Origin of the sequence: Kribbella sp. NBC_00662, from assembly GCF_041430295.1 — a bacterium.
Lineage (GTDB): Bacteria > Actinomycetota > Actinomycetes > Propionibacteriales > Kribbellaceae > Kribbella.
Map to the genome: position 1 here is coordinate 4636309 of NZ_CP109029.1, position 19937 is coordinate 4656245.

Genomic DNA, 19937 nt, shown 5'->3' on the forward strand with positions numbered 1-19937 from the left:
CGCGGACCGCCCGCACTGATCAATCGCGCTCAGGCGCCGCTTCGCCGGTGCTCATGAGCGCCGAGCCGCCCGCCGGTGGCAGCTTGGTCAGTGCCGGAGGTCCGCCTCGGCGCCCGGCGTGGGTGGGGCGGAGCTTGAGATAGAGCGCCGGGATCGGTAGCCAGATCAGCCCGGAGGCGAGCAGTGCGGCGCGGAGCGACGCGCGGCCGAGGGCGCCCAGCGGCGGCCCGCCGACGACCTGACCGATCGCGTTCGCCTGGGAGACCATCGAGATCACCGTCGCGCGCGAGCGGGAGTCGACGTGGCGGTTGAGCCAGGCGGACTCGATCGGGTACGCGAGGGTGCCGGCGACGGTGTTGAGCCACATCGCGGCGAGCGCGAGCCAGAGGTTCCTGAGCAGGGCGAACGAGCAGATGCCGATGACCTGCAGCATTGCCAGCGTGGCGAGGATGCCGGTGGGATGTGCGGCGGACAAGCGGTCGGGGGAGAGCCGGTTCAGGATCAGGGACGTGAAGAGCGACAACAGCGTCCCGACCAGTGCGAGCACGGTGAACCAGAACGCCGGGTCCGACGTACCGAAGACCGTCGGGAAGCTGAAGTTCAGGATCTTCACCGACCACAGCCGGTCGAACGCCTCGCTGGCGAGGCCCGAGATCAGGCTGATGATCACCAGCGTGCGTACGACGGGACGCCGCCGCGCTGCCTCGAGGCCGCTCTTGAACGTCTCGGCCATCTGCTTGAACGTCTCGCGCTCCTCCTTCGGGGTGCGGTGGAAGTTCTGTTCACGCATGAAGACCGCGAGCATCAGCGCGAGCAGGATCATCCCGGCGCCGGAGACTGCCATCGGCAGCGGCAGGCTGATCAGGCCGAGCGCTCCGGCACCGACGATCCCGACGATCCGGCCGCCGAGCTCGAACTGCTGCGCCCGGACGAACACGGGAGCTGCGCGCTCGGTGCCGATCTCGTCGGTGATCCAGGCCTGGTCGGCGCCGGAGGTGAACGTGAAGCCGACGCCCCACAGCACCTGCGCGGCGAGGATCGCCAGGAACGCGGGCACCAGGCCCTGGAGCAGGAAGCCCGCGCCGATCAGCACGAAGCCGATGATGATCGAGAGCCGGCGGCTGTAGAGGTCGGCGACGATGCCGGTGGGGATCTCGAAGAGGAAGCAGGCGAGCTCGAGAGTGGTCCCGACCAGAACCATCTGCAGCGGGTTCAGCCCGGCGTCGCGGACGTAGTAGACCGCGCTGAGTGTGAAGGACAGCGCGGCGAGGAACGACCAGGCGGCGTTGTAGACGTAGTACGTCCGAACAGGGTCCGCGGACCGGTAGACAGACATGTCCAAGTGCTCCCGAAAGCGTGTGCGGGCATGACGAAGCGCGACCGGCGGTCAAGCGCTTGACGTGACGCACGACGGTGGCCCGGATCAGGCCGCGGAGGTGCGCTTTCAGGAGCGGGTTTGCATGTCGCTCAGGGTAGAGGAGGCCCGGCGCGTCCGCCTCCGAATTAGCCGACCACAGGCGGTGATCCGGGGTACTATCGATACTGCCTGGCCCGGCCGTTCCCCCGTGATGGTCGGGTCAGGTTTTTGCTGCATCGCGTAAGTAAATCCTTACGCGTAAGGTCGGGCTTACCGATCGGAGGGTGCTGTGGCAATCGACGTCGGCGCTGTCTTGGCGGCGGTGGCCGATGGGTCCCGCCGACGGATGGTGACGCGGCTGGCGCAGGGCCCGGCGACGACCGGGCAGCTGGCCGAGCTGTTCCCGATCAGCCGGCCCGCGGTCTCGCAGCACCTGAAGATCCTGCAGACGGCCGACGTGGTGCGGACCACCCTGGTGGGTCGCCATCGCTGGCACGAACTGAACCCCGACGCCCTCCACGCGATCGCCCACTGGGCCGCCGACGTGGCAGCCCATCGCGAGAACGCGCCCGCGCTGCGCAGTACCCCTTGATGGTCGCCCGGCAGCTGGGCAACTTCAGGTCTTGACATAGGGCTTGACGGGCGGGTTGACTGCCATATAGTTAACGGCAGAAATAAATTGTGGATCGGTCCGGTGTCGGTGGCTCAGAGCGACCCCGGGCTTGATCGGTGTGTGCCCGGATCCGATGGCTGGCCATCGGATCATTCGGCGTTTGCCGTCCGGTAGTTGCTGCAGGCAACACTCGATACCCCTTTTGTGCAAGGGATCCGGGCGCATCGGTCACCGTCCGGTATCGACCCGGCCGGGAAGTCTTCCGCTCCGGAGGGAATGTGTGTCATCCTCCGGGATAGCGAAACCCGAGATCCTATCGGATATCGGTTCCACTCCAGCGCGTGAGGGAAAGGATGCGGAGTGAGCGCAACCTTCGAGGTGAAAACGGCGCCGGCGCCCCCGGCGTCGCGGGCGGACAGGACGGCTGCCCGGAAGCCACCGCGAACGAGCCGCCGGACCCAGGCCCGGCGGAGCCTGCGGCGGCACTGGCAGCTCTACCTGCTGGTCGTCGTACCGCTCGCGTACTTCGTCATCTTCAAGTACATCCCGATCGCGAACGCGGTGATCGCGTTCAAGGACTACAGCCCGGTCAAGGGCCCGTGGGGCAGCGACTGGGTCGGGTTCAAGAACTTCGAGCTCTTCTTCCAGAATCCGGTGTTCTGGACCCTGGTGAAGAACACCTTCCTGCTGTCGGTCTACACGGTGCTGGCCAGCTTCCCGATCCCGATCATCCTGGCGATCGCGCTGAACGAGATCCGTAACGGCCGGTTCAAGAAGACCGTGCAGCTGGTCACGTACGCGCCGTACTTCATCTCCACCGTCGTCGTGGTCTCGATGACGATCCTGGTGCTGTCCCCGCGGCTCGGTTTCGTCAACGACGCGATCGGGCTGTTCGGCGTACCGTCGATCGACTTCCTCGGGAACCCGGACTACTTCCGCCACATCTACGTCTGGTCCGACGTCTGGCAGACCACCGGGTACTCCGCGGTGATCTACCTCGCCGCGCTGTCCGGGATCGACCCGGCGCTGCACGAGTCGGCCCGGATCGACGGCGCCAGCCGGCTGCAGCGGATCCGCCACGTCGACCTGCCGGGGATCATGCCGACCGCGGTGATCATCCTGGTGCTCGGCGTCGGCAACATCATGTCGATCGGGTTCGAGAAGGCGTTCCTGCTGCAGAACCCGCTGAACACCTCGCAGTCCGAGATCATCGCCACCTACGTCTACAAGACCGGTCTGCTGAACGCGGACTTCAGCATGGCGACCGCGATCGGGCTGTTCAACTCGGTGATCAACCTCTTCCTCCTGCTCGGCGTGAACTTCGTCGCCAAGCGCATCACCGGAAACGGACTCTGGTCATGAGCATCACGTTGCAAGGTTTCCGGCGTACGACGCCGCGCCCGGAGCGCTCGAAGCGGACCGCGATCGAGGAGACGCGGACCGACAAGATCTTCCTGGTCGGCGTGAAGATCATGCTCTGGCTGGCGCTGATCATCGTCGCGGTCCCGCTGATCTACATCGTCGCGAACTCGTTCAGCAGCCCGTCGGCGGTGAGTGCCGGCCGGGTGCTGTTCTGGCCGATAGAGCCGAGTATCCGCGCGTACAAGGAGGCCTTCAGCGATCCGCTGATCATGAAGGGCTACCTGAACTCGTTCATCTACGCGATCGGCGGGACCCTGATCAGCGTCACGCTGACGATCGCGATCGCGTATCCGCTGTCCCGCCGGACGTTCTTCGGCCGGAACGTGATCATGAGCGTGCTGATCTTCACGATGCTGTTCTCCGGCGGCCTGATCCCGACGTACCTGGTGGTCCAGGACCTCGGGATGCTGAACACCCGCTGGGCGATGGTGATTCCGAGCGCGATCGGGGTCTGGCAGGTGATCATCGCCCGGACGTTCTTCCGGTCGACGATCCCGGACGAGCTGTACGAGGCGGCCACCATCGACGGGGCCAGCGACCTGCGGTTCCTGTGGTCGATCGTGCTGCCGCTGTCCAAGCCGGTGATCGCGGTGATCGCGCTGATGTACGCGATCTTCCAGTGGAACAGCTACTTCGATGCCCTGATCTATCTCAAGGACCCCGGTCTGTACCCGTTGCAGATCGTGCTCCGCAACGTGCTGATCCTGAACACCCTCACCGGATCCACCACCACGACGAACCTGGCCCAGCAGCTCGAACAGCAGCAGCTGGCCAACGTCCTCAAGTACGCGCTCATCGTCATCTCGAGCCTGCCCGTACTGATCATCTACCCGTTCGTCGCCCGCCACTTCACCAAGGGCGTAATGGTCGGCGCGGTCAAGGGCTGAACTCGGCCCACTTCAGAGAGGAACACAGCAATGCGCTCATCCGTGAGCAAGGTCGTCGCGCTGGCGGCCGCCGGCGCGCTCGCCCTGGCGGCGTGCAGCTCGGACAAATCGTCCAAGGGAGCGGCGAACGAGACCTCGGCCGACGGCAAGGTCGTCATCGACACGTTCACGCCGTCGGACTCCAGTACCAACCTGACCACCAACGCGGTCACCAAGATCATCAGCGACAAGTTCAAGATCCAGTTCCGCTGGCAGACCACGACGTACGACGCCGGGCCGGCCAAGGAGAAGCGGCAGATCGCGCTCGCCAGTGGCGACTACCCGGATCTGTTCTTCCTGATCCCGTGGGTCGACGCGTTCACCCAGGCCGAGGTGCTCAAGCTCGGCCAGCAGGGTGTCGCGGTGCCGCTGGAGGACCTGATCAAGGACAACGCGCCGAACATCCAGAAGGTGCTCGACACCAACAAGGAATACAAGGAGATGGCGACCGCGCCCGACGGTCACATCTACGCGCTGCCGCAGTGGGCCGACTGCTTCCACTGCACCTACCCGGACAAGCTGTGGATCAACAGCGCCTGGCTGAAGAAGCTCGGCCTGCAGGTGCCGAAGACCACCGACGACCTGCGCAACGTGCTCGAGGCGTTCAAGACCAAGGACCCGAACGGCAACGGCAAGGCCGACGAGATCCCGATGACCACCGACGTCCAGGACAGCAGCCTGATCGCGTACCTGATGAACGCGTTCGCGTACGACCCGGTCGGCGCCAACAACGGCGTACGGTCGCTGCTCACGCTGCAGGGCGACAAGGTGGTCACCCCGGTGACTTCGGACCAGTGGAAGGAAGGTCTGAAGTACATCCACGGCCTCTACAAGGACGGCCTGATCGACCAGGCGGCCTTCACCCAGAACGCGCAGGCATTGCAGGCCCAGGGCAACGACCCGAAGGCGGTCAAGCTCGGATCGGTGCCGGTCCTGTGGCCGGGCATCTTCGTCCAGCTCGACTCCAAGGACGGCCGCGACAAGCAGTACGACGCGGTGCCGCCGCTGACCGGTCCGGAGGGCAAGAGCTACACCGGGTACAACCACCCGACCTCGACCGGCTACACGTTCATGCTGACCAACAAGGCCAGCAAGGAGGCCCAGGTCGCAGCGATCAAGATGCTGGACTGGATCTACAGCGACGAAGGCCAGATGATCACCAACATGGGCCCGGAGGGTGTCGGCTGGACGAAGCCGGCCGCCGGTGACATCGCCCTCGACGCGAGCACCAAGCCGCTGTACAAGCCGGTGCAGAACGCGCCGAAGAACATCAGCTGGGGCGCGCTCGGCCAGTACAACAACACCTTGGCCTTCCGGAACGCGCAGGTCACGCCGAAGGACATCTACAGCGGCGCCGGCCTCGAGCGGCGGCTGTGGGAGGCGACCAAGCAGTACGAGGGACATGTCGACAAGTCGCAGTGGTTCCCGCAGGCGTTCATGTGGCCGGACCCGAGCCTGAGCGGCGAGATCGCCACGCTGCAGACCAACCTGAACACCTACGTGAACCAGAACCAGCTGGCGTTCATCACCGGTTCGAAGAACATCGACACCGACTGGGACGCGTACGTGAAGGGTCTCGACAGCACCGGCATGCCGCGGTACCTGGAGATCAACCAGCAGGCCTACGACAAGTACAAGTCCGGGAGCAAGTAACTCCTCATGTCGCACGAACTGTGGTTCCGCACCCCGGCACCTGATTGGTTCGAGGCGTTGCCGGTGGGCAACGGGCACCTCGGCGGGAAGGTGTTCGGCCGGGTCGGCGAGGAACGGATCGCGCTCAACCTCGACGACGTCTGGTCGGGTGACGGTCCGCGCACGTTGACCGTGCCGGACGGGCCGGCGGTGCTGGCCGACGTACGACGGTTGTTGCTGGTGGAAGGCGATCGGCTGGCGGCCACCGAGCGGACCCGGGCGTTGCAGGGTCCGTTGGTGGAGTCGTACCAGCCGCTCGCCGACCTGGTGATCCGGTCGGCTGGTTCGCCGACGGACTACCGGCGGAGTCTGGATCTGCGCACCGGGGTCGTCGGTGTGGAATACACAGTGGATGAGACCCGGTTCCGGCGTGAGACGTTCGTGTCCACGCCGGACCAGGTGATGGTGTGGAAGATCACGGCCGACCGGCCCGGTGCTGTCGATCTCGACCTGGCGTTGGAGAGTCAGCACCCGGTTCGGTCGGAAGTTGCCGATGGCCTCTATGGCGTGGTCGGGCATGCGCCGTCGGATCTGACGATCGAGTACCGGGAGAGTCCGGATCCGATCCGGTACGAAGAAGGGCGTGGCATCGGGTTCGGTGTCGCGCTCCGTGTGCTGGCTGACGGCGGCACCGTCGACCCCTCCGCTTCCGGTGTCGCCGTGCGCGGCGCCGACAGCGTGACGGTGCTGCTGTCAGCTGCGAGCACGTTCGCGGGATGGTCGGTGCCGCCGGGGCGGGATCCATCGGTGGCTTTCCGGTCCGCGGTCGATGCGTTGGCCACGGTTGCCATGGACAAGCTTCGTGAGCGCCACGTCGAGGACCACGTGGCTTTGTACGACCGTTCCTCCCTTTCGTTGGGTGCGCCAAGTGAATTGCCGACCGACGAGCGGATCAAGGCGGTAGCTGCCGGGGGCAACGATCCGGACCTGGTCGCGCTGACCTTCAACTTCGGTCGGTACCTGTTGATGGCGTCGTCCCGCCCCGGGACGCAGGCGGCCAACCTGCAGGGCATCTGGAACCAGGACCGCCGGCCGATGTGGGCAAGCGACTGGACCAACAACATCAACACCCAGATGAACTACTGGCCGGCCGACCTGACCGGCCTTCACGAGTGCTTCGATCCTCTCGTTGTGCTGCTCGAGGGCTTGGCGTCGTCCGGCGCTGAGACAGCGCGGATCCTGTACGACGCACCCGGGTGGGTGTCGCATCACAACTCGGACCTGTGGTGCGCGACCTGGCCGGTCGGGGCCGGTGGTGACGATCCGGTGTGGGCGATGTGTGCGACGTGCGGGGTGTGGCTGACCGCGCATCTGATGGAGCACTATCGGTTCACGCTGGACGTGGACTTCCTGCGCGACCGTGCGTACCCGCTGATCGAGGGCGCGGCGGAGTTCGTGCTGTCGATGCTTGTCGAGGACGGCGACGGGGTGCTGCAGTTCATCCCGTCGACGGCGCCGGAACATCACTTCATCCTGCCGTCGGGTGCGAAGGCTTCCGTTGATCTGACGTCGACGTACGACATCTGGTTGATCCGCGAGCTGTTCGCGAACCTGGCTGAAGCATCCGCGGTGCTGGGCCTCGACTATTCGGTGGTTTCGCGTGCTGCGGCGGCGCGTGACCGTCTGCCTGCGGTGCGGGTGACGCCTGACGGGCGCTTGTACGAATGGCCGACGGACTGGCCGCCGTCCGAGCCGCAGCACCGGCACCAGTCCCATCTGTACGGTTTGTACCCGGGCGCGGAGATCGACCCGACGCGTACGCCGGAATGGGCCGCGGCCGCACGCGCTTCGCTGGAACTGCGGACCGACGGTGCTGTGAACGGCGGTTGGACCGCGGCGTGGTTGGTGGCGCTGTGGGCGCGATTGTTCGAGCCGGCGAAGGCCGCGGCGGTGATCCAGGACTACTTGAGCCGGCTGGTGTCGGACAACCTCCTGCACCGCGACGGCGACATCTTCCAGATCGACGCGAACTTCGGCATGACGGGTTGCATCCCGGAACTGCTGCTGCAGAGCCACAGCGACGTGATCCGCGTCCTGCCGGCGCTGCCCGCCGATTGGTCCGACGGGTCGTTCCGAGGTTTGCGTGCTCGCGGCGGGTTGTCGTTCGACGTGAGCTGGCGGAACGGCGTACTGACGGAGGCCGTCGTACGGGCGTCGCACCCGGGAACCCACCGGATCATGTTGCCGGACGGGGAGCGGACCGTGGAGCTCGCGGCGGGCCAACAGATGGACCTGGTTAGGACTGCCTAACCTTGGTTGTTGTAGGCTCAACGTCCGTGAAGAAGCTGATAGGGATCGTCGTGTCGGCCGCCGTACTGCTCGTCGCGGGCTGCGGTGGTGGTGACGCCAAGAGTGCGGACACCGGGGTCGGGGACAAGGACGTCGCCACAGGCGGGCGGCTGTTCAGCACCGCGGACACCGAGACCGCCAAGCTCGGCTCGGATGCCGCGCCCGGTGCGTTCCCGCGGACCGTGAAGGGCGCGCTCGGGTCCGTGCAGATCCCGGCGAAGCCGACGCGGGTCGTCGTACTGGACAGTGGTGAGCTGGACGACGTACTTGCCCTCGGCATCACGCCGGTCGGAATGGCGACGACCGCGGGGCAGAACGGCGTACCGTCGTACCTCGCCGACAAGGCCCAGGGCATCAAGACGGTCGGCGGTATCAGCGAACTGAACCTCGAGGCGATTGCGGCGCTCAAGCCGGACCTCATCCTCGGCAGCAAGCTGCGCGCGAACGACCTGTACGACAAGCTCAGCGCGATCGCGCCGACGGTCTTCAGCATCCGCCCCGGGTTCCCGTGGAAGGAGAACTTCCTGCTGGTCGCGGACGCGGTCGGCGAGGAGGACAAGGCCACCGAGATCCTGAACGACTACCAGAAGCGCGCCAACGACGTGAAGTCCAAGGTGCAGGGCTCGCCGACGATCTCGCTGGTCCGCTTCCGTCCGGGGGAGATCCGGCTGTACGGCAACCTGTCGTTCATCGGCGTCATCCTGAAGGACATCGGCCTGCCGCGCCCCAAGATCCAGGACGTCCAGGATCTCGCCGTCGAGGTCTCCCAGGAGAACATCGGCAAGGCCGCCGGCGACTGGATCTTCTACTCCAGCTACGGCAAACCGGACACCACCGACGAGAACAAGGTCGTCAACGGCAACCTGTGGAAGTCTCTCGCCGCGGTGAAGGCAGGCAAGTCCGCCCGCGTCGACGACGAGGTGTGGTTCCTCGGTCTAGGCCCGATCGGCGCGATGGACGTACTCACGGACCTCGAAAAACTACTCGGCCCGAAGGGGTAGCAACCCGCTTCCGCACGCGACTGGGGTTGTAGCCCCTCGCGTGGAGGGTGGTTCGCCCCCGCGTGCTCCGCGGGCTGGTGCCCGAGGTCGAGCGCGGGCTGCGGGGGATTGAAGAGCTTGGTCGGGCTCGCGGGTTAAGGACCGGTCCGCCTGGAGTGGTGCGGTCGGCATCAGTCCTGGTTTACCGGGAGTAGGTTGCGTTCGGTGAAGATCTTCTTGGCTGTTGTTATTGCGTTGAGGGCTCGGGGGAAGCCTGCGTAGCCGGCCGCGTGGGTGAAGGTTTCTATGATTTCGGTCGGGGTCAGGCCGACGTTGAGGGACGTGCGGATGTGGACCTCTAGTTGGGGTTCGCAGCCTCCTAGTGCGGTGAGGATGCCTAGCGTGACGAGCTGGCGCTGTTTGGGATCTAGGCCGGGGCGCGAATAGATGTCGCCGAAGCCGAACGCAACGATGTGGTGGGCCAGCGCCGGTGCGATGTCGGCGAGGTTTTCCATCACGGCGGGTGCCGAACCACCATCGACGGAGTTCATCACCTCCAGGCCTCGGCGGTAGCGGATCTGCTCTTCGGGGCTGTTGATGTCGGGAGCCGTCATGCACCCGACGCTAACCTTCGACCGGGCGACGGTGGCCGGTGAGCAGTCTCAGTTCCGGCGTGGTCCGCGCTGGTACGGCGTGAAGCCGGCGGGCTCCTCGTTGCCGATCCAGTCGCCGGACTCGAAGCGGCGGAGGCTGGTTTCCAGGTCGAGAGACAGCCACCCGCTGAGCTGCGGATGGACGGAGTGTTGCCACAGGCCGTACGGACCGCGCAGGCTCTCCAGGTAGTCGACCAGGTCATGGATCCGGCGGTCCTGCGGCGAGACGTCGCACCGGGAGGCGAGGTCGAGGAGGAACGCGAGGTCGAAGGTGGCATAGAACGTGATCTGTCCCATCGCCCGCTCGAGCCCGACGAGGCGAGATACCTCCCACCCGATGGTCGACGCATCGCGGGTCTCGCGGGCAAGGAGATGGTCGACGCCGATCCGCGCGGCGTCGGATTGCCGTCGCGTGGGATGCATCGCGAGGCACGCGACCGCGCCGGTCGTCGCCGATCGGCACCCGAGCCCGCGGGTCAACCGGCGATACTCCTTCTCCGGTGGCGCCGGGCGCCCCGCCTGTCCCAGGTCGGCTTTCGGCCCTGCCGGCCACGATCCGTCGTCGAGCCGGACGCCGAGCAGCCACTCGTACGCACGCTCCGCGCGAGGATCCGTTGCGAACCCAGCGGCGGCGATCCCGCGCAACGGTACGACGGTATGCATCGTGATGAAGCGAGGACCTTCGATCGGCCCGGGAACCGACCACGATCCGTCCGGCCGCTGGAGGCGGAAGATCTTCTCGACCGCGACCGCCGTGGCAGGTCCGTCGTAGCCGAGGTGAGCCAGTCGACAGAGCAGGTATCCCGCCTCGTAGGGACCGGCCGCAGCCAGCTCGGTGACGAGCGCATCAACCGCGGGGCTTCGATCAATCTCCGAACGCCACGCGATGACCTCGGCGTCCTCGTTGTCAGCCCCCTCCAGTTCGCGCGCCGCCCGCCACCGCAGGGACGGCGACGGGTCGCCGAGCAGAAGGGTGCCGATACTCATCGCAGTACCTCGCGGAGATAGGGCGCGGTCGCTGTGCCGGCTTCGGCGATCGCGTCGGGCGGACCCTCGAAGACGATCCGCCCGCCATCCGGTCCGGCGCCCGGCCCGAGCTCGATCAGCCAGTCACAGGCGGCGAGGAAGGCCGGATCGTGCTCGACGACCAGCACGCTGTTGCCAGCAGCAACGAGTGTGTCGAGAGTGCGGACGAGTACGGCGACGTCGGTGGCCTGCAGTCCGACCGTGGGTTCGTCGAGCACGTAGACAGCCGCAGCCTTCGTCGTACGGGCGAACTCCTTGGCAAGCTTGAGCCGCTGCGCTTCGCCGCCCGACAGGCTCCAGCCCGGTTGGCGCAGTACGAGGTAGCCGAGTCCGAGTTCGACGGCGGCACCGCCAACCCGCCGTACGGCATCGATGTCGCCCCACCCGTCGACCAGCTCGGCGATGGTGAGGGCGTCGACGTCGGCGAGACTCCGGCCGCGATCGAGCAGAGCGGCGACCTCGCGACGGTACCCGGATCCGCCGCAGGCATCGCAGGTCTGGCTAACCGAGGGCAGGAACGACATGTCCTGCTGCCACACCCCTTTGCCCTTGCAGGCGTCGCAGTTGTAGGTCAGGTCCTTGATCGTGATGCCCTGCTCGACGGCCGCCTCGCTCGCGGCGAACTCCTTCCGGATTGCGCCGATGAGCCCGAGGAACATTCCAGGGGACGTGATCTCGGCGCGGGACTGGTCGGCCACGACCGTACGCCCGGGCGCATCCGAGATCGTGTCGTGGTCGCCGGGCCGGACGCGGACCACGCCGCGCCCGGGAATGTTGGTCTTCGGTCGAGCCAGACCCAGCGCGATGGTGTCGACGACGAGCGACGACTTCCCCGACCCGGACACCCCGCAGACGCCGACGAGTACGCCGAGAGGTACGCGGGCGTCGAGTCCGTCGAGGTTGTTCTCCCGCGCACCGGTCACTTTCATCCAACCTGTCGGCTCCCGCCGGCGCTCTCGTCGCACCGCAGGAGCCTCCCCGTCAAGAATTGTTCGCGTCACCGACTGCGGGCTGTCCGCACCGACCAGGCGACCGCCGGACGGACCGGCGCCGGGGCCGATCTCGATCACATCGTCGGCCGCGCGGATGATGATCGGGTCGTGCTCGACGGCGATGACAGTGTTGCCTGCGGCCCGCAAATCGGTCAGTGTCCGGGCCAGGGCGGCCACCTCCGAGGGATGCAGGCCCCTGGACGGTTCGTCCAGCAGTACGGTCATCCCGACCAGCCCGTCGCCGAGCACCGACGCCAGCTTGACTCGTTGCGCCTCACCGGCCGAGAGCGTCCAGGTGCTCCGGTTCAGGTGGAGGTAGCCGAGTCCGACGGCACGCAGGAAGCCGAGCCGACGCAGCGCGACGGTCCGGGCGTCAGCCGCCTGTGGATCGTCGGGCACGTCCAGCGAAGTCAGTACGGTCTCCAGCTCGGCGAGCGAGGTCGCGAAGAGCTCGTCCCGCGCGAGTCCCGAAAGGCGGATTGTCAGGTACGCCGGACGCAGCCGCCGGCCGGCGCACTCGCGACACGGAAACGCGGTCGAATCCTTGCCGCCGACATCGTTCGGTGCCCAGTGGTTCAGTCCCTCCCACGACCCGTCGCCGTACAGGACGGCCTGCCGGGCCTCGTCGCCCAGCTCCGCCCACGGAGTACGATCCAGGTCGAAACCGAGGCGCTCGGCAAGCAACCGAATCGGCGACTCGAGACCGTCGCGGAACCAGGACAGCCCGGGGCCCGCGCGGAACCAGGACAAGCTGCCGCCGAAGACGCCGTCGGCGACGGGCACGTCCGGGTGCACGATCAGCTTGGCGAACTCGAATTCGTGCTCGACTCCGAGGCCCAGGCATTGCGGACAGATCGACACCGGCGACCCCACCAGATGCCGCGGCTCGATCGGCACCGCACTGGTCCCGCAGGCGCTGCAGCTCCACGGCGACTCTGGCTTCAAGGACGTCCGGCGTACTGTCTCGTGGCCGCAGACAAGGCAGGTGCGGACGCCGGCCCGGGCGATGATCACGGCGAGCAGGCGGTCGAGATCGCTGGACCGTCCAACGGTCACCCGGTCCGCATCCCATACATAGAAACCCGGCCCGCGTCCGTCGAAGCTCAGGCCGGACGGATCGATGCTCACCGTCGGGCCAAGGCCGGTCAGTGAGTCGACCGGAGCCTCCGGACCCTCACGGACCGACTGCCGCTCGTAGACAGACAGGCACTCGAGCAGCCGTCTGGTCGCCTCCGACTCGAGTACGTCGCGGACCAACGACGACTTGCCCGAACCCGATACGCCGGTGACGACGGTGAACCGGTCCTTCGCGAAGTCGACGTCGACACCCTGCAGATTGTGGGCGCGGGCGCCGCGTACCCGGATCGCATCGCTGGACCGGCGGTCGGTGCGCGGTTCGGCGCGAGGCGGTACCGGCGTTTGCTTGTCGGGGACGGGCGGCCCGCAATGCTGCAGACGGCCGCCATCGGGACCACCACCCGGGCCGAGATCGATGCGCCAGTCGGCGGCGGCGATCACATCAGGCTGGTGCTCGACGACGACCACCGTGCAACCGCTGCTGGTCAGCCGATCGAGTACTGCGAGCAATCGATCGAGATCGCCGGGATGCAGACCTGTCGTGGGCTCGTCGAGCAGGACAAGGTCGCCGGAACGCGCCTTGGCCACCTCGCGGGCGAGCCGTACACGTTGAGCTTCCCCACCCGAAAGGCTTGGGGACGGTTGCCCGAGCGTCAGATAGCCGAGCCCGACCTCCTGCAGAGGTTGCAGGATGCGGATCACCGAGGGGTGCTCGGCGAACACCTCGCTGGCCTCGTCGACGCTGAGGGCCAATACGTCGGCAATCGATCGCCCCGCCCAGATCGCTTCGAGGACCTCGGGCCGGTAGCGGCGGCCCTCGCAGGCCTCGCACGGCACCCAGATCGGCGCCAGATAGCTGAGACCGATCGCGACCGATCCCATGCCCTCGCAGTCCGGGCAGGCGCCCTCTGCCCGGTTGAAGGTGAAGTCCGATGCGGACCGTCCGGTCTCGTCCGCGAAGACGTCGCGGATCCGGTCGAGCACCTTGGTGTACGTCGCTGGGTTCGACCGCGGGTTGTTGCCCAACGGCGCCTGATCCACCGCGCGAGCGCGGGTCGCCGGCGCGTCGAACGCAGTACAGCCGACTGGCTCACGTTCCCGAAGCGACGCGAGGAGCACCGCTTGGCTCAGGGTGGTCTTGCCTGCTCCCGACGGCCCGGTGACGACGGTCAGCGATCCGAGTGGGATCTCGCAGTCGACGGCGCGGAGGTTGCGGAGGCTCGCGCCTTTGATGCGGATTCGCTGGTCGGATACCGGTCGTTGTGATCGGCGTCTACGGGCGCGGGTGGAGAAGCCGATGCCGGATGCTGTGCCGGCCCGCCAGAGGTCCGCGGGCGGACCTTGGAACACCAGCCGTCCTCCGCCGTCCCCACCGCCAGGCCCGATCTCGACGACATCGTCGGCCATGGCGACCGCGACGGGGTCATGCTCGACCATCAGCACCGGTCCGGGCAGGGCGGCGATGGCGTCGAGCAGTCGGCTGAGATCGCTGTGATGCAGCCCGATGGTCGGTTCGTCGAGGACGTGCAGGAGGTCTTCGAGACGCCCCGAGAGCACGACCGCGAGCCGGGTGCGTTGCGCCTCACCGCGCGACAGGGTCGGCATCGGCCGGTCGAGGGCGAGGTAGCCGAGGCGCAGCTCTTGCAGCGGACGGAGGCGCCGCAGCAACTCGTCCTGGATGCGCTTGGCGCGCGAGCCGAATGGCAGTTGCTGCACGAAGTCGAGGACTTCGGTGACCGATCGAGCCGTCAGCTCCTGAAGCGTGACGCCGTCGATGCGGTGCGACGAGGTGTCGGTCTCGCCCCGGAAGGCTGACGGTGCGAGCGGCCGGACCCAGGCCCCGCACTGCGGGCAGATCGGGGCCCGGAGTACCGGCGTACCACCGAGCAGCACCTCGGGCTTGCCCAAGGCGTCTGCTTGCTCCAAGGTGGCTCGGATCTCGGCTGCCGGCATGCCCGGGTGGAGGGTATTTACTCGTACGACGACGTCGTGGGCGCTCGACGGGTCGAGGTGGCTCGTTGAGTCCGCCAGCCACGGGGTGCCGTCGACGGTGATGTGGTCGAACTGTCCGCGGATGCCGGCGAGCAGTCGGGCGTGGCTTCCCACCAGCCCGCGTACGATCGCGACCTCGACGTCGAGATTGTCGTTTCGTGCCAGCAGCTCCATGGCGGTGGTGAGGCGGTCCTCGGCGGAGAGCGCACGGACCGGCACGTGGCAATGCGGACATTCGACCTCGGCAAACCGCGAGTACAAAATCCGCAAGAACGGGTGCAGCCCGACCGATGTGGCCACCGTCGAGGCCGGGTTCCGGTTGAGCACATTCTGAGCGACGGCCACCGCCGGCCCGAGTCCGTCGATCCGCCTCACTCTCGCAGCAGGAACCCGCGCGCTGTTACCTCCCAGCGCCAACGACTCGACAAACCGCCGCCGCGCCTCCCCGTAAACCACATCAAACGCCAACGACGACTTCCCCGACCCCGACACCCCGACAACAGCCGTCAGCCCAGGACCGAAAGCAACATCAACGTCACGAAGATTGTGCTCAGCAGCCCCAACCACATCAAGAACCCGCCCCCGGCCGCGCGTGGGCCCGCCCACATCGTCTCCCACGGTCCGCCGATCCACCCGGTCCATCCTTGCAGCTCGGTGGTGTCGCAACGATCCAATACGGCCACCGCTGATCACAATCGGTCACCAGCCCACGAGTTCCACGCCTTCAATTGCTCCAGGCAAAGATCTCCCACCAGCACGCGGACGGGGGAGAGAGTCAGTCCTCGACGCGCCCGCGGTTCGTGACCTGGATATGAGGTGCCCGTTGAGCCACAGCGCTCACCAGTTCGTCGTACGCGAGCGTCCGCCCCAAAATCTCGTGGCTCCCCGGCCAAGGGCACGACGGCCCCCACGCCTTGGTACTACGAGGCAGCGCCCCCTCGTCCAGCAACATCACCACGAGTCGCGGTTCCCAGATCTCGTCGCCCTCGTCGTTGACCTCGTGCCGTTCCAGCCGGCAGACCCCACGGATCTCCCCCCAAGGGATCGTCCGCGGCTGCTCACCACCCAGATAGATCCCGGAGTCGTCAACAGTCAGCAGTACGTCGGCATCGTCCGACTCGCGCCGTTCCTCCAGCGCCGTGATCGCCCCAGCCAGCAGCAGGATCGGCAACCCGACCGCAAAGATCAGCGGCGTACCGCCCCAAGCCAGCCAAACCGCCTCGAGCGGCTCCCGGATCGATTCCCCGCGGATCACCTGCACCACGACGATCGCCAGCGTCAGCGCGACCATCAGCGCGAACACCACGGTCCCCAGCGCCAGCGCGGTCGTCGTGGTGCCGATTCCGTGCCGTTTGACGACGAACGGCTGGCTGAGTTGATGCGCTGACGGCATACGGGCATTGTCGGCGCTGTCACTCCGAGGCACCAGACCTCTCACAGATTCCTCATCAGAACGGTCGGAACGGTCCTCCGGACGGATGAAATCGCCGCGCCTGACACGGCACCGACTTTGGTCCGGCCCCGGTGTCCGCAACAATCGCTGCATGCCGGACCGCCAAACCGCAGTCGCCACCCGCCAGCCGCCGTCGCGCGCCAACTCGCGTCGGCGCAAGAACGGCGGGATGTGGCGACGCGGCTGGTTCATAGCCGTGCTGGCGATCCTGGCCGCGGCGACGCTGATCTTCCATCGCTACGTTCCGAACTCGATCGGCAACCTCGGCAGCCTGCTCGACACGTTCCTGCCCTGGGTCGGCGTCGCCGTACCGATCCTGGCCGTCGCAGCTCTCGTACGGCGGTCCGCGATCGCCGGCGTCGCCCTGCTCGTCCCCGCGCTGGTCTGGGGCGTGATGTTCGGCGACCTGCTGCTCCCGGGCAAGGGATCCGGCGGCGCGTACGACCTCCGCGTCCTGACCCACAACGTCGACGCCGCCAACCCGGACCCGAAGGCGACCGCGCAGGACCTGCTCGGCGCCGACGCGGACGTGATGGCGCTCGAGGAGCTGACCACCCAGGACCTCAAGATCTACAAGGCCGCCTTCGCCTCGAAGTACCCGTACCAGGTGTCCCGCGACACAGTCGCCCTCTGGTCGAAGTACCCGGTGGTGGAGACCAAGTCGGTCGACGTCGGCTTCGCCTGGACCCGCGCGTTGCGGGCCGAGGTCAGCACGCCGGAGGGCAAGGTCGCGGTGTACGTCGCCCATCTCGCCTCCGTGCGCGTCGGCACCAGCGGCTTCACCTCGGACCAGCGCAACAACACGATCAAGGCCCTCGGCCGAGCGATCGCCGACGAGAAGCTGGCCGGGGTGATCGTGATGGGCGACTTCAACGGTACGGCGAACGATCGCAGCCTCGCCCCGCTGACGGCCGGACTGCGGTCGGCGCAGGGCGCGGCAGGGACCGGGTTCGGGTTCACCTGGCCGTCGAAGTTCCCGATGGCGCGGATCGACCACATCCTGGTGCGCGGCGTCACACCCACCAAGGCCTGGGTGATGAAGCCCACCGGCAGCGACCACCGCCCGGTCGTCGCCGAGCTACGGATCTGACGCGATCCCCTTGCGATAGGCGTACCGGACCGCTTCCGCGCGGTGCCGGGCGCCGATCTTCGCGAACGTGTTGTTGATGTGCGTCTTCACGGTCGCCTCGCTGATGAACAGCTTCCCGGCGATCTCCGGGTTGCTCAGTCCGCGCGCGATCAACCGCAGTACTTCGGTCTCCCGGGCGGTCAGCCCGTCGCTGCCGGACGACTCGGGCGCGAGCCCGGCGATCAAACGCTTGGATACCTCGGGATCGAACGTGGACTGCCCGGCCGCGGTCGACCGGAGCGCGGCGCCGATCTCGACCCGGCCCGCGTCCTTGGTCAGGTAGCCGCGAGCTCCGGCCCGAAGCGCGTTCGCGATCGACGCATCATCGGCGTACGTCGTCAGCACGAGTACGGCGACGTCCGGGAACTCGGCCGTGATCCGCGCGGTCGCCTCCGTACCGTCGAGCACCGGCATCCGCAGATCCATCAACACCACGTCGACGTTGCCCCCAGCAACCAGCTCGACAGCCTCGAGCCCGTTCGCGGCAGCACCTGTGACCTCGACACCGTCGATCAGTCCGAGCAGCGCAACCAGCCCCTCACGCATGACCTGCTGGTCGTCGGCCACCACCACGCGGATCGGATCACTCACTCGGCACCTCCGCGACCACGAGCCAGTCATCCCCGTCCGGCCCCGCCGTCAGCGTCCCGCCAACCAGCGCCAACCGCTCTCGCATGCCAGCCAGGCCGAACCCTTCGCCGGTCGTCGCCCCTTTGTTCCGCACGGACAACCTCACGCCGTCCGAGTAGGCAAGCACCATCTCGACCGGCTGACCGGGTGCATGCCGTGCCGCATTCGTCAGCGCCTCCCGAGCAGCATTCAGCAAAGCAACAGTCACTCCGGAGTCAGTCCGCGCAACCGCACCGGTGACGCTCAGCCGCACCGCCGTACCGTGGTCGGTCTCGTGCTGCTCCGCCAGCGCAGCGACCGCCTGCGACAGGTCCGGCACCGAGTCTGCCCGCAGCGCCGCGACGGCGTTCCGCGCTTCCGTCAGCCCTTGTACGGCGAGCCGCCGCGACCGCCGAACCCGCTCCAGAGCGCCGGCAGCATCACCCCGCTCGTCGAGCAGCGCCTCGGCCACCTCGAGCTGGACGCTCAACGCCCCCAGCGAATGCGCGAGGACGTCATGCAGATCGCGCGCGATCCGCCCACGTTCCTCCAGCGCGGCCGCGCGGGCGTGCTCGCTCTGCGCCAACCGGGTCTGCTCGAGCAGCTGTTCGGTCTGCCGGGCCTGCACCTCGTACTGCCGCCGATTCAACCCGAACGCGATCAGTACCGCAGTCCACAGCAACTGGGTGAAGTACCAAGAGTCCGACTGATCGAACAACCATGCCGACCCCGCATAGGCCGCCGCAACACCGATGCCCGCGGCAACGATCGGCCGGTTGCCGTGCTGCTTGAAGTCGATCACCGCGATGTCCGTGATCCCGACCAGCACCAGGGCCAGCGCGTTCGACTGCGGATAGCCCGCGATCAGCGCATTGGTGACCGCGACCGCGGACAGCAGCACGAGGGCGGCGTACGGACGGGACGCCATCAGCACCGAGCCGACCGCGAAGACGACGAAGCTCACGCCGAGGACTACCCACACCCACGCGTCCGCCGGCCGCGCGGTCGCGAGTACGGCGACCACGACGCCGGCGGTGAGGACGCGGCCGACCCAGCCGCTCTCGCCGTGCGGCCGCGTCGGCAGCAGCGCCTTCAGGTTCACCGGGTGCTGTACTCCTCTGCCTCGCGATGGGCCTTGTTCTGGATGACCACAGACTGAGTCAACAGGTTCGCACCCATCGAGACCATCAGCGCGGGGCCACCGGACATCGAGGCGCCGAGCAGGTGCCCGACTCCGGCCAGCCCGAGCCGGATGACCAGGTAGGCCACCATGATGCCGAGTCCGGGCATGCCGAGCCGGAAGAACACCTTCCCGGCGCGCCGCTCGACCTGGGCGACCCGGCCGGAGGCGGTCCCCGCGATCAGGGCGACCGCGGCGCCGATGACCAGCAGTACGACGTCGATGAAGCCCATGCCGGTGTGCCGGTCGTACAGCTGGTAGACGCCGACCCCCATCAGGACGAGCGGGCCGCGCCAGACGTCCGTGTCGGAGTTCTCCAGCTCGGACCAGGACAGCCGCCGGGCGAGGACCAGGACGACGACGGCGATGACGACGAGTGCGTTGGGTAACGTTCCGAAGCTCATGTCACGGACGGTAGGTCCGGCCGGTCATTACAGGGGACCGACCAAGGGTGGAGATCCGGGTGGAGAACGTCGGGCGCCGGTGTCGTCGCTCACCTGATTGAAAGTAGGAGTAACGTTCCTCACCGGTAACACCACGATGCGTC

15 protein-coding genes are annotated in these 19937 nt (G+C 67.3%); 7 read left to right on the forward strand and 8 right to left on the reverse strand.

The window, feature by feature from the left end; all coding sequences use genetic code 11:
- Window positions 1-19: 19 nt before the first annotated feature.
- Window positions 20-1336 (reverse strand): MFS transporter, encoded by a 1317-nt coding sequence (locus OHA10_RS23365; protein WP_371400893.1) that lies wholly within the window; start codon window positions 1334-1336, stop codon window positions 20-22.
- A 310-nt stretch (window positions 1337-1646) separates the two neighbouring features.
- Here OHA10_RS23365 and OHA10_RS23370 point away from each other — a divergent pair, with 310 nt between their 5' ends.
- The 6 genes from OHA10_RS23370 (at window position 1647) to OHA10_RS23395 (ending at window position 9300) form a co-directional block, all read left to right on the forward strand.
- Entirely contained in the window at window positions 1647-1949 is a 303-nt protein-coding gene (locus OHA10_RS23370; protein WP_371400894.1) for an ArsR/SmtB family transcription factor, read from the forward strand.
- Window positions 1950-2330: 381 nt separating this feature from the next.
- Window positions 2331-3332: an ABC transporter permease gene (locus OHA10_RS23375; RefSeq protein WP_371400895.1), complete on the forward strand. Its 1002-nt coding sequence runs from the start codon at window positions 2331-2333 to the stop codon at window positions 3330-3332.
- Window positions 3329-4279: a carbohydrate ABC transporter permease gene (locus OHA10_RS23380; protein ID WP_371400896.1), complete on the forward strand. Its 951-nt coding sequence runs from the start codon at window positions 3329-3331 to the stop codon at window positions 4277-4279. Before OHA10_RS23375 ends, OHA10_RS23380 begins: the two co-directional genes overlap by 4 nt.
- 30 nt (window positions 4280-4309) lie before the next feature.
- The gene (locus tag OHA10_RS23385; RefSeq protein WP_371400897.1) at window positions 4310-5971 is read left to right on the forward strand and encodes an ABC transporter substrate-binding protein; all 1662 of its coding nucleotides are present in this window, start codon (window positions 4310-4312) and stop codon (window positions 5969-5971) included.
- 6 nt (window positions 5972-5977) lie between these two features.
- Window positions 5978-8260 (forward strand): glycoside hydrolase N-terminal domain-containing protein, encoded by a 2283-nt coding sequence (locus tag OHA10_RS23390; protein ID WP_371400898.1) that lies wholly within the window; start codon window positions 5978-5980, stop codon window positions 8258-8260.
- 26 nt (window positions 8261-8286) lie between these two features.
- On the forward strand, window positions 8287-9300 hold the full coding sequence (locus OHA10_RS23395) for an ABC transporter substrate-binding protein (RefSeq protein WP_371400899.1): 1014 nt from the start codon (window positions 8287-8289) through the stop codon (window positions 9298-9300).
- Between the two features lie 170 nt (window positions 9301-9470).
- Here OHA10_RS23395 and OHA10_RS23400 read toward each other — a convergent pair whose 3' ends face one another.
- The 4 genes from OHA10_RS23400 to OHA10_RS23415 form a co-directional block, all read right to left on the reverse strand.
- A complete protein-coding gene (locus OHA10_RS23400) occupies window positions 9471-9893 on the reverse strand; it encodes a carboxymuconolactone decarboxylase family protein (RefSeq protein WP_371400900.1) in 423 nt (140 codons plus the stop codon).
- 48 nt (window positions 9894-9941) lie between these two features.
- A complete protein-coding gene (locus OHA10_RS23405; RefSeq protein ID WP_371400901.1) occupies window positions 9942-10919 on the reverse strand; it encodes a hypothetical protein in 978 nt (325 codons plus the stop codon).
- Window positions 10916-15394: a hypothetical protein gene (locus tag OHA10_RS23410; RefSeq protein WP_371400902.1), complete on the reverse strand. Its 4479-nt coding sequence runs from the start codon at window positions 15392-15394 to the stop codon at window positions 10916-10918. Before OHA10_RS23410 ends, OHA10_RS23405 begins: the two co-directional genes overlap by 4 nt.
- A gap of 400 nt (window positions 15395-15794) precedes the next feature.
- Window positions 15795-16412: a hypothetical protein gene (locus OHA10_RS23415; protein WP_371400903.1), complete on the reverse strand. Its 618-nt coding sequence runs from the start codon at window positions 16410-16412 to the stop codon at window positions 15795-15797.
- A 229-nt stretch (window positions 16413-16641) separates the two neighbouring features.
- Here OHA10_RS23415 and OHA10_RS23420 point away from each other — a divergent pair, with 229 nt between their 5' ends.
- Entirely contained in the window at window positions 16642-17562 is a 921-nt protein-coding gene (locus OHA10_RS23420; protein ID WP_371407980.1) for an endonuclease/exonuclease/phosphatase family protein, read from the forward strand.
- Here the strand turns inward: OHA10_RS23420 and OHA10_RS23425 are convergent.
- The 3 genes from OHA10_RS23425 to OHA10_RS23435 are packed head-to-tail and all read right to left on the reverse strand — an operon-like array spanning window position 17551 to window position 19794.
- A complete protein-coding gene (locus OHA10_RS23425; protein WP_371400904.1) occupies window positions 17551-18192 on the reverse strand; it encodes a response regulator in 642 nt (213 codons plus the stop codon). The two genes, OHA10_RS23420 and OHA10_RS23425, sit on opposite strands and share 12 nt — an antisense overlap.
- Window positions 18185-19312, reverse strand: coding sequence for a sensor histidine kinase (locus tag OHA10_RS23430; RefSeq protein WP_371400905.1), 1128 nt, complete (start codon window positions 19310-19312; stop codon window positions 18185-18187). The genes OHA10_RS23425 and OHA10_RS23430 overlap by 8 nt, the downstream gene beginning before the upstream one ends.
- The gene (locus tag OHA10_RS23435) at window positions 19309-19794 is read right to left on the reverse strand and encodes a hypothetical protein (RefSeq protein ID WP_371400906.1); all 486 of its coding nucleotides are present in this window, start codon (window positions 19792-19794) and stop codon (window positions 19309-19311) included. Before OHA10_RS23435 ends, OHA10_RS23430 begins: the two co-directional genes overlap by 4 nt.
- Window positions 19795-19937 lie beyond the last annotated feature (143 nt).

What these genes read in the sequence shown, in the direction of transcription:
- OHA10_RS23365 (WP_371400893.1), bottom strand. Translation starts at nt 1,336, where the DNA reads ATGTCTGTCTACCGGTCCGCGGACCCTGTTCGGACGTACTACGTCTAC.
- OHA10_RS23380 (WP_371400896.1), top strand. Translation starts at nt 3,329, where the DNA reads ATGAGCATCACGTTGCAAGGTTTCCGGCGTACGACGCCGCGCCCGGAG.
- OHA10_RS23385 (WP_371400897.1), top strand. Translation starts at nt 4,310, where the DNA reads ATGCGCTCATCCGTGAGCAAGGTCGTCGCGCTGGCGGCCGCCGGCGCG.
- OHA10_RS23390 (WP_371400898.1), top strand. Translation starts at nt 5,978, where the DNA reads ATGTCGCACGAACTGTGGTTCCGCACCCCGGCACCTGATTGGTTCGAG.
- OHA10_RS23400 (WP_371400900.1), bottom strand. Translation starts at nt 9,893, where the DNA reads ATGACGGCTCCCGACATCAACAGCCCCGAAGAGCAGATCCGCTACCGC.
- OHA10_RS23405 (WP_371400901.1), bottom strand. Translation starts at nt 10,919, where the DNA reads ATGAGTATCGGCACCCTTCTGCTCGGCGACCCGTCGCCGTCCCTGCGG.
- OHA10_RS23415 (WP_371400903.1), bottom strand. Translation starts at nt 16,412, where the DNA reads ATGCCGTCAGCGCATCAACTCAGCCAGCCGTTCGTCGTCAAACGGCAC.
- OHA10_RS23420 (WP_371407980.1), top strand. Translation starts at nt 16,642, where the DNA reads ATGTGGCGACGCGGCTGGTTCATAGCCGTGCTGGCGATCCTGGCCGCG.
- OHA10_RS23435 (WP_371400906.1), bottom strand. Translation starts at nt 19,794, where the DNA reads ATGAGCTTCGGAACGTTACCCAACGCACTCGTCGTCATCGCCGTCGTC.